The sequence below is a fragment of the Alteromonas sp. S015 genome, from assembly GCF_036864485.1.
In the GTDB taxonomy this organism is placed as follows: Bacteria; Pseudomonadota; Gammaproteobacteria; order Enterobacterales; family Alteromonadaceae; genus Alteromonas.
Genome location: NZ_JAZETO010000004.1, coordinates 233,043 through 245,442, shown reverse-complemented (window position 1 = coordinate 245,442; position 12,400 = coordinate 233,043). Strand labels below are relative to the sequence as shown.

11 protein-coding genes and 1 pseudogene are annotated in these 12,400 nt (G+C 43.9%); 3 read left to right on the top strand and 9 right to left on the bottom strand.

The features are described 5' to 3' along the window. Positions 1-20: 20 nt before the first annotated feature. On the bottom strand, positions 21-683 hold the full coding sequence (locus V7R42_RS09765; protein ID WP_334019995.1) for a GntR family transcriptional regulator: 663 nt from the start codon (positions 681-683) through the stop codon (positions 21-23). Positions 684-1,474: 791 nt separating this feature from the next. Between V7R42_RS09765 and V7R42_RS09760 the strand changes: the two genes are divergently transcribed. Beyond that, positions 1,475-3,772 carry a TonB-dependent receptor gene (locus V7R42_RS09760; protein ID WP_334019994.1) on the top strand — a complete coding sequence of 766 codons (2,298 nt, stop codon included), beginning with the start codon at positions 1,475-1,477 and terminating at the stop codon, positions 3,770-3,772. 174 nt (positions 3,773-3,946) lie between these two features. After that, on the top strand, positions 3,947-4,279 hold the full coding sequence (locus V7R42_RS09755; RefSeq protein WP_334019993.1) for a hypothetical protein: 333 nt from the start codon (positions 3,947-3,949) through the stop codon (positions 4,277-4,279). Between the two features lie 30 nt (positions 4,280-4,309). Here the strand turns inward: V7R42_RS09755 and V7R42_RS09750 are convergent, their stop codons facing one another. Beyond that, positions 4,310-4,513 (bottom strand): hypothetical protein, encoded by a 204-nt coding sequence (locus V7R42_RS09750; protein ID WP_334019992.1) that lies wholly within the window; start codon positions 4,511-4,513, stop codon positions 4,310-4,312. A 28-nt stretch (positions 4,514-4,541) separates the two neighbouring features. Then, positions 4,542-5,291 carry a hypothetical protein gene (locus tag V7R42_RS09745; RefSeq protein ID WP_334019991.1) on the bottom strand — a complete coding sequence of 250 codons (750 nt, stop codon included), beginning with the start codon at positions 5,289-5,291 and terminating at the stop codon, positions 4,542-4,544. Between the two features lie 218 nt (positions 5,292-5,509). Here V7R42_RS09745 and V7R42_RS09740 point away from each other — a divergent pair. Next, a pseudogene (locus tag V7R42_RS09740) lies at positions 5,510-5,755 on the top strand (transposase); the annotation flags it as partial. Between the two features lie 236 nt (positions 5,756-5,991). Here V7R42_RS09740 and V7R42_RS09735 read toward each other — a convergent pair. The 6 genes from V7R42_RS09735 to V7R42_RS09710 all read right to left on the bottom strand — a co-directional run bounded on the left by V7R42_RS09735 (position 5,992) and on the right by V7R42_RS09710 (position 12,377). Beyond that, positions 5,992-7,404, bottom strand: coding sequence for an MFS transporter (locus tag V7R42_RS09735; protein WP_334019990.1), 1,413 nt, complete (start codon positions 7,402-7,404; stop codon positions 5,992-5,994). Next, positions 7,388-7,963, bottom strand: a complete 576-nt coding sequence (locus V7R42_RS09730; protein WP_334019989.1) for a BON domain-containing protein — start codon at positions 7,961-7,963, stop codon at positions 7,388-7,390. Before V7R42_RS09730 ends, V7R42_RS09735 begins: the two co-directional genes overlap by 17 nt. Before the next feature lie 23 nt (positions 7,964-7,986). Next, complete coding sequence (locus tag V7R42_RS09725; protein WP_334019988.1) at positions 7,987-8,583, bottom strand: phosphoheptose isomerase; 597 nt, start codon at positions 8,581-8,583, stop codon at positions 7,987-7,989. A gap of 177 nt (positions 8,584-8,760) precedes the next feature. Beyond that, a complete protein-coding gene (locus V7R42_RS09720; protein WP_334019987.1) occupies positions 8,761-9,849 on the bottom strand; it encodes a glycosyltransferase family 4 protein in 1,089 nt (362 codons plus the stop codon). Between the two features lie 181 nt (positions 9,850-10,030). Further along, positions 10,031-10,372 carry a YraN family protein gene (locus tag V7R42_RS09715; RefSeq protein WP_334019986.1) on the bottom strand — a complete coding sequence of 114 codons (342 nt, stop codon included), beginning with the start codon at positions 10,370-10,372 and terminating at the stop codon, positions 10,031-10,033. Positions 10,373-10,376: 4 nt separating this feature from the next. After that, the gene (locus tag V7R42_RS09710) at positions 10,377-12,377 is read right to left on the bottom strand and encodes a penicillin-binding protein activator (RefSeq protein ID WP_334019985.1); all 2,001 of its coding nucleotides are present in this window, start codon (positions 12,375-12,377) and stop codon (positions 10,377-10,379) included. Positions 12,378-12,400: the final 23 nt, after the last annotated feature.

The following is a 12,400-nucleotide window of genomic DNA, read 5'->3' as shown; positions in this document are numbered from 1 at the left end:
TTGAAGAAGGCTTTAAAGGGTTAACCATGGTTAAGCTTCTTCTCGATATTATTTTTGGAATAAAGAATATGGCGACGCATTAACATCTCAGCCAGTTCCTCGTCGCGATTGGCAATAGCGTTAACGATGTGTCTGTGCTCATCAAACGCAGTGCTTACGCGAGGGCCAGCCATACCCAGCTGTACGCGGTACATACGCACAAGATGGTAAAGCCCGTCTACAAGTACGCTGATAAGATGATCATTTTTACTGCCAGTTACAATTCTGTAGTGAAAGTCTACATCGCCCGCTTCTTGATAATAACTTTGGCCATCTTTCACTTTATCGAAGTGGCTATCGAGTAATGCCTGCATGTCGGCAATCTCTTCATCGCTCATGTAGCGTGCTGCTAAGCGGGCGGCCATACCTTCTAACGCTTCGCGCACCTGATATAGCTGAATAAGGCCTTCGGGTGACAGTGCTACCACGCGAGCACCTACGTTAGCTTTCCGTTCGACAAGATGGCAAGTGGCTAATCGATTAATGGCTTCACGGATAACCGCACGACTTACTTCATATTTTGTCGACAATTCCATTTCACTCAGCTTACTGCCTGCTGGAATGACGCCCTCAACAATATCCTTCCTTAATTGAAAGAAAGTGCGGTCAGCATTGGTGATGGCTTGTTCGTTCTTTACTAACACTGTATAGAATCTTAAAATAGCTAATGTCGACAATATATGCCTGTTTTGACGATTTTTCAACCTTTTGATCATCATATTGTCGACAAAACAGGTGCAGTATTTTTCTGATAGTTACGTTTAACGGCAGATTTGGACAGATGTGTAATGGTGTTGAGCTACACGTTTACTTGGCAAAGAGTATGAATTCGGCCTATTAGGTGAAATCCGCGCAATGATATTGACGGTGCTGAAAAAGAAAAAGTAATTTAGTAACGTTAGTTAAGCGTAAACGGACAAAGTAAAAGAACAATATTTTTCGGGATGAGGTGTATAAAGTTTGTCCGTTTGGTCTAGGCCTTATTTAACTATTTTGCCTGGGCGTTGCGAATGCTTTATGTGAGTTATCTTTATGTTATTGAAATGTTTTTATGAGCTTTGCGCAAAATTTCTGCTCAATGCTTAATCTAACCAATTAGTCTAATTTTGAATGCTTATTTTAGTAAAACTGTAATATTTTACTTTGCAAGATAGTCATCTAACGGTAACATATCGTTCCAGTCTTCAAGCCTAAATTCTTGCACTGAATTTTAGAGGGCTGGAAAATAAGTTCTACTTTTAAGGCAGTGTATTATTGAAAGTAAGTTTGTAATGTTTTATTGCGACTTACTTTTTTATTGCCTGTAATCCAGTATAAGCACAAGGTTATGTGCGCCTCTTAAATTAGTGAGTTTAGTCTTTCAAAGTTCCAAAGAAGAACTTGAAGCAGCCTAAAAATATTATTACACCTAACACTCACGCAAAGGGGTTATACCATGAAAACCAATACTGACGTGTCTAAGGCACTCGCCAGTAAGCTTTCACCTGTCGCACTTGCAGTAGCGATGACCGTTCCAGCTCTATCAAACATTGCCATTGCTCAAGAAGCCGAAGCAACAGAAGAACAAAAGTTTGAAGCCATTACCGTAACCGCAACAAAGCGCCCTCAAGTTATCTACGAAGTTCCAATTGCTATCAGTGCCTTCGACGGCGACAAACTAGCTGCTCAAGGTATTACTGACCTAACTGACGTTGGTAAGTTTGTACCGAACTTAAACGTTACTGGTTTCTCGGCTGGCCACACGTCGTCTGTAAACCCATTTATTCGTGGTATTGGTCTTCAAGACCACCTTATTACTACAGATCCGGGCGTGAGCGTTTACGTTGACGGCGTATACCTAGGTCGACAGGTGGGACAAAATTGGAGCTTAAACAACATTGAGCGTATCGAAGTGCTTCGAGGCCCTCAAGGTACCCTGTATGGTCGAAACTCTATTGGTGGTGCTATTAACATCATCACCAAAGAGCCTGACCAGGGCGATGTAACTAAAATTAATACTGAATTTGGTACACGTGGGCGCTTAAAAGCAGACCTTTTTGTTAACCATGCTTTATCAGAAACTGTTGCGTTCAACATGAATTTGGCATTCAACAAGCGCGATGGTCTTGGCGAATTCATTAACGTGCCAAATGCTGAGTACGATGTAGGTGAGACCGAAGATATTTCTGGGCGTGTTTCACTTAAGTGGGAGCCTTCAAATGACTTCCGTATGGTATTAACCGCAGATGCTAACAATGGTGACGGCGGCTTACGCCCTTACACTGTACTAATTGATGAAGTGGGTTCAGAACGTTACTTCGGTGGTCAAAATGGCGTTGGTGTACCGTTACGTAATACAGATGTGATACCTGAAGGTGCAGATCGTTATGACAACGCGACGGGCACAGAAGCGATAACGAGTGTATCTAATGAAGCTCGTGGCCTCTCGTTGACTACTGAGTGGGATATCAACGACGACTACACGGCAAAGGTTGTTGCGAGCCAACGTACGTCTAAGTATAAGGCGGGCCTCGATGATGACGGCACAATTTATTCACTAGACCAGTTTCCTGAGCGCGGTGAAGCAGATCAAACATCAATAGAGCTTCAGCTTAACGGCTATATCAACGAATATACTGATTTTGTTGCAGGCCTTTACTACTTCAATGAAGAGGGGAGCAACCGTCAAGGTGACGATTCTAACTTCAATGGCGGCCCGAACCTTTTAGAACTTGATCAGGAAACTACGTCGAAAGCGGCTTATGTTAACGTGCGTCACGACTTAACGGATGAGCTTAGTATCTCTGGTGGTATTCGTTACACGAAAGATGAAAAAGATGCGTCGGCAAACGTGTTCAGTCTTTTGGGTACGGTCAACGACTCAAATGATTGGGACGAAGTGACGTGGGAACTAGCCACTAACTACACATTTGAAAATGGCATGACAGGCTATGCAACCATTCAGTCTGGTTACCAGTCAGGTCAATTCCCAGCACGTCCATTCTGTTTGTTTGATAATGTTGTTGAACAAGGCAATTACGATAACCTAGGTGGTTTCATAACGGCTTCTTCTGAAGAGCAAGAGATGGTTCGTCAATTAGTTCGCGCAAATAACTGCTTTACGGCGTCTGACAATATTACCGCTACTAACTATGAAGTAGGTATTAAAGGTCGTGTGAACGATTACTTCGACATTAGTGTTGCAGTATTTAACACTGAATTTGAAGATCTTCCTTATCAAGTAAGTCGCGTGAGCGAGAGTGGTTTTGACACCGCGAACCTTGTGGTTGAGCAAACATCTCGTGGTGTTGAAGCTGATGCTACGTTCACCTACGGCAACTTCAGCATGATGACCAGCGTTGGTTACATGGATGTAGATGTTGATGATCAAAACGGTTTCAGCCCAGTAGCGCCATTAACTCCAGACCTAACCCTTGCAATTGGTCCGCAGTACACCTTTGAGCTTGATGGTGGTGACTCAATTCGCGTGCGCGCCGATTACTCATATCGCGCAGAAATGTATGGCGAGCCTACTTCTGCGCCTGAGCGTATGACTGAGCTAGATAGCCGTGAGCTAGTCAACTTCGATATCGCGTATACGCCGGCGAACGACGCTTATACTGTTGCACTTTACGGTCGCAACATTTTTGATGAGCGTTACGATAACGCGCGCTTGTACACAGGTGACTATATCCTGCAAGTTCTAAGTAACGACGCAAGCGAGTTCGGCGTTAGGTTTTCAACTGAATTCTAATAGCTACAACGAGTTACGATTATTAAGCCAGTCTGAAGACTGGCTTTTTTTTGCCTTGTTTCTCTTGTGTTATCTCATTTATTAGCATAGTTTTAAAACTGTTTTAAAAACGCACAATAAAAAAAATAAAATACTCGTTGTTGCTTGGGCCTATTAATCATACGGAGATGGAACGTGGCATTGTTTACCAGTTTTAAGAAATCACGTTTAGAAAAAAAGTTTAAGAAAAACGAATGGGTAATCATTCAGCCTATTTCGTTCGCTCAATTTGAACAACTTATCGTAGACCATGTAGACGGAGGTTGGGAAATAGAAGATGACTATGAACGGCTCGCTGAAACGACCGCTAAGTGGCAGTGTGAATTACGCAAAGGTACGAGTATTTTAACCTGCGTGTGGACCGCTAAACAGCAAGGTATCGTATACGGTCCCGAACGCGTGCTTACCGGTTTGTCTGAAAAACTAAATATACCGACGTCTACGGCAATTGCTACGACGTGGTTTTAAGCCTTTATTAAAGCCAACCTTTTTGTTTAGCTATGCGAGCAGCGCATCACGGAAGGCATTGAGTTTCATGTCCTGTTCGACCGCTGCAATCAAGCAAGCCGTTAATCGGTTTGCGGAAATCGACGATATCCATGTAAAAATAAATGTCTTCAGACTCAAGAAACTATTGAGCATGTAGTCCATTGGCGTACTAAGGACAAAGACTATTACGCCAACGATGATCGCTTTTTTCATTTAATTAACTTCCTTTTTTGAACCTAGACTAACGGGACTTAGTAAGACCGGGGATCCATTTTCCTGAAACTGTCCACGCAAAGCCAAAAGACACTAGTGCTAATGCTTCAGCCCAATAAACAAAGTCTTTCACGTCGGTGAACGCCCATTTAAAAAAGTAGAGAAGAAGGCCAATCATACTCAAAAACATAAAAATGCTGCATACGAAGTAAATCCAGTGCCTAAACTTTTCGTCTTGAGATCTTTCTTCGCCGTCAATACGCTCGCCTGTTTCACGGAAGAAAATGAAAAAGCAAAAAATCGTGAGGATGAAAAATAAAATCGCAGCCGCCACATAGTGCGCAATTCCAATCCATACTGGATCGCATGCTATGCATTCGCAAAATACATTTGGTACATCACAAATACATTTACATGCAGTGTCTAAATTCGTCTCAACCTTTTTCCCCAATTTATTGTTACAACCCTCTCGCGTTGTAGGGGAGAGGGCCACACCCATTGCCGCCAGTGATGCAATTTTGCTTAATACACACTGAACTATAGATCTGCCGTTGTAAGCGAAAAGAAACGCCGCAACGGCAAATAGCAAGCCAACAAACCAATCGCGTGCATCTGTGTAATACGATGCACTAATTGAAGATAAGTCGGTTCCCGCTGTGTAGGTGACGAGGAAGGGAATGGTGAGCGCAATGACGCCGACCAAGGTTCGAATCAACAAGAACGAAAAGACTTTGGGTTCTCTCTTTCGTCTGGATGTTGCTATTGCGCATTTTGTCATGTCTTAGATGTCCATATTGTCAAATGTTGAAATTTCTTGTCACGGTGTTTAAGAATTACAAAACACAATTGGCTTTTAATAGAGTGATGTGAGTAAGAAATTTCTCTCCTTTGGTTATTAAAAAAATATATGCGCCTTTTATGCAATGTAACAAGTGAATCGACCAGACTTCTCTAGACACTTAATTGCTTTATAATTATGTGTACTAAGGAGAAAAGATGTCTCAGAGATTTACAGAAGAATTTAAAATACAAGCCGTCAAACAAGTTACCGACCAAGGTTATTCGGTGGCAAGCGTTTCTGAGAGGCTGGGAGTGACTAGCAGTTCGCTGTATAACTGGATAAAAGCCTGCGGCCCAGAGAGTGAAGAACATAGGCAGTCTCAAGAGCAATCCGACCGAATTAAGCAGCTAGAGAAAGAGCTTAAACGCGTAACAATGGAACGCGACATCCTAAAGGAAGCTACCGTATTTTTTCGATTACATCGAAATGTTTTATAACTCTAGACGCAAGCATGGTGAAGCGAATAATATGCCTCCACTGGTTTATGAAAAGCTAGAAGAATTCAAACGAAAATCTGTCTAGTAAAGTCTGGTCGATTCAAGCCATAAAAACATCATCAACTAACAATTTTACACTCTCTGCCATCCGTCTTGCACCGCAACTTGGGCAGAAAACTTCAATCCCCTAAAGATTAGGTCTATAGCGCTTTTTTCGCTTTTCTTTTATTTAACACTGAATTGCCATCTTCCTTTGACAGCATTAAGCTATCGTAAATGCTGACAAGCGCTAGTGCGGCCATGAACATCATAGATAGCGTAAACGTTTGTAGGGTCGGCGTGTTGGCGCTTTGTCCAAGAATGAATGCTGCAGCAGCGATAGCAAGCGCAGAAAGGGTAATGCCAAGACCGCGGTTCATTTGCATTAAAATGGCGCCTAGCGTGTTTGCGTCTCGCATTTTATTGGGGGGGACGTCGGCAAAAGCAATGGTGTTTATTAACGTTAAGTGCATTGAGCGAGTAATACCGTTAACAAATAAAATAACGGCAATAGTAAATGACGATGTGGAGTGATTTATCATCGCGAGCGCCACAAAACCAAGGGCGATGAGCACGCCGTTTACTACAAGCACGCGTTTGAAGCCGAAGGTATTCATGATCCACGTTGTCGCTGGCTTTATCGCTAAGTTTCCAGCAAACAGCCACAACAGCAGTGAGCCAGCTTCGACTGGCGAGTAACCTATCCCAAGCTGTAACATTAGCGGCACAAGAAACGGTGCACTGCCAAGTGCCACACGCATAACAGAGCCGCCAAACACAGTAAGCCGGAAGGTTTTGTGTTGCATCGCATCGAAAGAAAATAGTGGGTTCTTGGCCGTTTTTACGTGTTTGACTGCCAATACCATGAGTACTAAGCCAATAGCGATGATGCCTAATGACTGAATAAGTTTGTCGCTGGTACTGGCTAAAAATTCGATGCCCGCCATAAACAGCGCAAAGCCGACACCGGTTAGCAAAAAGCCTTTTACATCGAATTTTCCCACATCACCTTTGGTATTTTTTAATAAGCACAGTGACGCAATGATAGCGATGATGCCCAGTGGAATATTCATATAAAAAATCCACTGCCAGCTGAAATGAGTGGCGATGTAACCGCCTAGCACAGGGCCTAATAGCGGTGCGCTTAACGCAGGCCAGGTTATAATGGCTACGGTTTTTACCAGCTTTTCTTTTGGTAAATCCCGCAGAACCACTAATCTTCCCACGGGTACCATCATAGCCCCGCCTAAACCTTGAAGAATTCGAGATAAGGTAAATTCGAATAAGCTGGTACTCAGACCACAAAGCACCGAGGCAAAAGTGAATACGGCAATTGCTGCTACAAATATAGTGCGAGCGCCAAATTTATCGGCTGCGTAACCACTTAATGGAATAAAGAGTGTTACGGCTACCAAGTATGCCGATACACCGATAGAAAGGTGGGCTGCCGGTACATTGAAGTCGGCAGCTATGACAGGTAACGCCGTGGTGATAACCGTGGCGTCTAAAATTTCCATAAAGAGTGCCCCTGCAACTAAGAGGGCAGTGGCGAACTCTTTATTTAACAATTTCAAAAGCTCTAACTACACGCGCTACACCCGTAATATTACGAGCAACATCTACCGCGGCAGTGGCTTCTAAATTGGTTAAACGCCCCATCAGGAATACTTCGGAATCTTGAACCACTACCTTAACTTGTAAAGCGGGTACTCGCTCGTCTGCCACAATTTTCGTGCGCACTTTTGACGCTAGCCATAGGTCGTTGGCTTGTGTGCCAGCACCTATTACCTCGCCAATTCTTATTTGATTGTGAATTTTTTTTATATAGCTGACTTCTTGGGCGCGGCGCACGGCTTCGTCAACCAAGCTTTGGTTTGGCGCTTGCCCGGTTAGCAGCGCCACACCGTTATAAATATCCACTTGAAGGTTAGCCAGCTCCTTAAGCGCATCACTTTTCGACCATTGATACGACACCGCAGCATCGGCATTTTGGTCATCAAGCTGCGTGCCCACCGTACGTCTGTCGTTGGCCACTTTCGCTGCCACGGCGCCTGCTGCACCCACGGCCACTACACACCCTTGTAATGTAAGAAGTAGGGCTAATGCAGAACCCAATAGTCCTAAATTTTTCACTTGTGTCCTCATCCTCTATTTCACTACTCGTCGCCGTGATCGGCTGGAAATAAGCTGTCGTCAATACACTCACATAAGTTGTGAATAACCAGTAAGTGAACTTCTTGAATACGCGAAGTTCGGTTAGACGGCACGCGAATTTCTACATCATGTTCACTTAAAAAGCCCGCCATTTCACCGCCATCTTTGCCTGTAAGCGCGACAATTGTCATATCGCGAGATAACGCCGCTTCCATCGCAGCAATAACGTTACGAGAGTTCCCGCTGGTTGAAATGGCTAGCAGTATATCTCCGGGTTGACCGAGCGCCCGCACCTGCTTCGCAAAAATTTCTTCAAAGTTATAGTCGTTCGCAATAGACGTCAGGGTAGAGGTGTCTGTGCTTAATGCAATTGCAGGTAAGCTGGGACGGTCGCGCTCATAGCGGTTAAGCATGTTGGAAGCGAAATGTTGCGCATCGCCTGCAGAACCGCCGTTACCACAGCTCAATACTTTATTGCCTCTAATTAAGGCTTCAACGATCATGTATGCCGCTTTCTCAATATACTCTGGTAATATTTCCGATGCTGCTATTTTGGTTTGTATGCTTTCGGTAAAATTCGCTTTTATCTGTTCAATCATGTGTCGTCTCTTTGTTTTCATCAATCGGCAAATCATTTGATGAAATTCTCTGCGCTGCATAACAGCGCCTATGTATACGTATTGACCGGTATGTGTCTGTCAGAAGTTTAAGCCGCAGCCTCGGTATGAGGGAAAACGGCATTACGCTCAAAGTTAGCGCTAATCAGCCCCCCTTGACTATTGAAGCGTGCGAAAAAACTCAACCAAGTTTCTTGCTTCATCTTCAACTTTGAAATTTTTCACAACGTGTTCACGACCGGCTTTGCCCATTTCTGCAAGTTTGTCCATATCTGAAAGAAGCAGATCCATTTTTTCAGTTACAGATTGCTGGTCTCTGGTAGGAACGATATATCCGTCAATACCTGGTCTTATAATGTCTTCCCATGCGCCTGCTTGCGTAGCTAATACCGCGGCACCAGCACTCATGGCTTCAGGCACAGTTAATCCAAATCCTTCGTTATAGCTAAGTGCACTAACTAAAGATAGTGCACTGAAGATTTTGGGAATTTGCTCGAACGGCAATTCACCAGTGAAGACAATACGATCAGCTAAACCGGCATCAGAAATCTTTGCTTTGAGCTGATTTACAAATTCTTGGTTGCTTGAGGAGATAGCGCCTACAACCACCGCATTTACGTCTGGGTATTTAGGTAATACTTTAATACATGCTTCTACGAAAAGATGAACGCCTTTTTGCTCTCTTACTCTGCCCAGAATACCAATGCCGTATCTGCCGCCGTAACCTAATGCCTGCCAAGCCTCTTGCTTGTTTTCTGCTGGCGTGTAGTTGTCTATTTGCACACCATGAAGATTTATCTTGGTGGGGGGCTTATTTAGGTATTTCGCAGAGCGATTACTCATTGCAATAACCGCGTCCATTTTATTGCTTAACCACACCGTAGAAGCAGAGCGTTTACGTTGAGCGGCTGAGCTAAATACAAGCTTTATTTTGGCGCGAAACACGTATTTGAGGATCACTCCCTGAATCATCTCGTCAACGCGACGAGCATGAAAAATTCGCCACTTACCGTTGCTAAGCGGGCGTCGACACATTTTCGCGACCTCCCAAAAGGTAAGGGTCATCGATGGGTCTGGAACAAAATGCTTACCCATTATCCGCAAATTAATCATGTGCTTTTGAATTGATGTCACTTGCAGCATGGTAGACGTTACGCCAGAAAAGTTAGCGCTTGAGTTGCCGACTATTAGCTCTATTTCTTGGTTATCAACGCTGCTGGGCGAAACCTTGTTGTTGGGATGACTCATTATTTGTGGGGACCTAAGAAACATTCATCAATCCGATGAAGGGTTGCAAATCATAAGATAAAACAAACGGAATACTTCTGGCATAAAAACGCTTGCACTCATTTACAGACACATTTATCACTGATGTACGCATAGTGTATCTTCGGGCAATAACAGTGTTAAAAATGGATATTGTCAGTTTTTAGCCCACGCTCTTCAACCACTGAAGGTTGTTTCCGTCTATGGCAACAACGTCTATTCGCAGAGGAGTTGACGCTGGATTTAAGCCATTATCTAACAAATAGAAATCAAACGCAGCCTGAATTCGCTGTAGCTTTTTGGCAGTAACAAATTCAAGCGCACTACCAAACTGATTTCGTTTTCGGTATTTAACTTCAACGCACACGATAGTGCTGCCGTCTTGCATTACAATGTCGAGCTCGCCGCGCCGCGTGCGGTAGTTTCGACACCGAAGCGTAAGGCCTTGTTCCATTAGATACTTACAAGCCTTGTCTTCTGCTGCACTCCCTTGCAGTATTGACATAATTTTACTCCGAAAGCATTTGAACTTTTTCGTTACGAATAATTGCCTGAGGCTGTTTGCGTATTACTGCCCCATGTTGATTAAGGGAAAGCGTGCCCGTTAACCCTTCGTGTGAAAGATATTTCAGCGTGTTAAGCATGCCTAGCTGTGGCAGCAATTGGTACGCATCAAAACCAAACGCAAACAAACGTTTTTGCATGGTATTTTGATTTTGCCAAGCCTGTTCAACTTCCTGCTGAAGCGGTTGCCAATTATTTGAAGGCATTAACCAGGGCATGTCGATAAAATGCACATTTTGTAGGTCACGCCACTGATTTTTCCCGCTGTCGTAATCCATTGAGCGAGAGGTGGCATACACCGGAACTTGTTTACCATCGTACGGGTTTAAGCTCGCCTCTATGATGGGGTTAAGTAGTTCAGTATCCTGAGGCGAAGCAAACGCTACAATGGCATCGATATCACGTCTGCTGCGAGGCATATTATACACTTCACTATTTGTCATGTATTCAATTTGGTTGATACGTTTGTTACTTTGCGCCACATCTAACGCCTGAGTAATACCTTCTCTAAGTGAGTTACTGTCGTTAAATGATACCGACGTTATGTTAGCGCGTTGCTTGTTTTCGCGATTGTTAAGCATTCGCCACTGCTTTTTAAAGGTGGCGTCCATTCGCTGGTACAAATTGCTTTGTGCGGCAATCACGATGGGCGCACGATAGCCTTTGTTAAAGATAAATTCGGCAAGCTGCTTTGCTTCATCTTCAGGTGCAAGACCGTAATAATTCAGTGACGTGGGCAGGTCTAATGAGCGGAATTCATCCTGTGTATTATCTTCGGCGAGTTTAGGTCCTAAGGTAACGGAGCTATCGGCTACTGCAGAATCTGACAACCCTGTTACCAACCCTTTAGTAGTAGCATTATCTGGCAATTCGTCAGGTCTGTTTAAAGCAAGTACGTTCACACCAGGCGGCAAACTGGGAATTAAACTTTCGACGGTGTCTTTTAAAAGAGGCCCAATAATGAACTTGGTGTCGCCAATTTCGCTGAGTAAGTGCTGTGTATCTACTTCGTTGGTGTCGATAAAACGAAGACGAGGCAGGAGGTGTTCATCATGGCGCTTTTCGACATCGGTGTAATAAGCTGCCATTATGCCATTTTTAACAGCTTGTCCTGTGCGAGCTAACCTGCCAGATAGTGGAAGTAAAATTGCGATGTCGTTGGCGCCAGCATCGGTAAGCTGGCTTGCTTTAATTACGTTATTAGGCAATGCGTGTTCTAATACATGACCGCGATAAACCTGCCTAAATTGCGTCAGGCTTCTGGCTAATTTTTCTGGCGACGACGCGTTTTCCTCGGTTAATTCGCGAAGCGTAATAAAGGGAGACAGGTCAGGATAAGCACCAGACACTGAATCGAGTGAAGATGTGGGAATAGAAGTAATCCACTGCCAAACTTGCTGCACTTTTTCATCGTCCGACAGATTGGTCTTCAATACGCTATTCGCGGCTGCAGCCATGTTGCCTTGCTGGGTGAAAAGCTGAGTTTGAAGCTTTGCTTTTTGGAATGCAGTTTCGCCTGTATCGTTTACATCATCCAACATTGCCAGCAATTCTTCTGCCGACACGTCAGGCATTCCCGCATAAACCTTAGCAACTAAAAGGGAATAATAAGATTGATGTGTTCCTGAAATTCCATCTTCTTTTACTTCATAGAGTACTTGCTGCGCTAATATGGGCTGTTGATTTTGAAGGTATAGATCAGCGGCTTGCAGTAATAACCTATCGCGCTGTTCTTTATTACGGGTGCGTTCCCATACTTTTTTGGCTTCGAGGAGTTTGTGCTCAGGTGTAACGTTCTCTTCAAGCTGCGTGGCTTCAACGGGTGTTGGTTTCACTGCCACTGGTTTTGACTGACTTTTAGGGGTACTTCCACAGCCCGACAGTACCAATACCGAAGCAATGGCTGATAGCGTAAAAATTTTTCCAGCTTGTCCAATATGACGCACAGTTTCATTCCTTTTACATCGTT

Coding starts and splice junctions, on each gene's coding strand:
- V7R42_RS09715 (WP_334019986.1), bottom strand. CDS start 10,372: ATGTCAATACTGCAAGGGAGTGCAGCAGAAGACAAGGCTTGTAAGTAT.
- V7R42_RS09745 (WP_334019991.1), bottom strand. CDS start 5,291: ATGACAAAATGCGCAATAGCAACATCCAGACGAAAGAGAGAACCCAAA.
- V7R42_RS09720 (WP_334019987.1), bottom strand. CDS start 9,849: ATGAGTCATCCCAACAACAAGGTTTCGCCCAGCAGCGTTGATAACCAA.
- V7R42_RS09760 (WP_334019994.1), top strand. CDS start 1,475: ATGAAAACCAATACTGACGTGTCTAAGGCACTCGCCAGTAAGCTTTCA.
- V7R42_RS09750 (WP_334019992.1), bottom strand. CDS start 4,513: ATGAAAAAAGCGATCATCGTTGGCGTAATAGTCTTTGTCCTTAGTACG.
- V7R42_RS09725 (WP_334019988.1), bottom strand. CDS start 8,583: ATGATTGAACAGATAAAAGCGAATTTTACCGAAAGCATACAAACCAAA.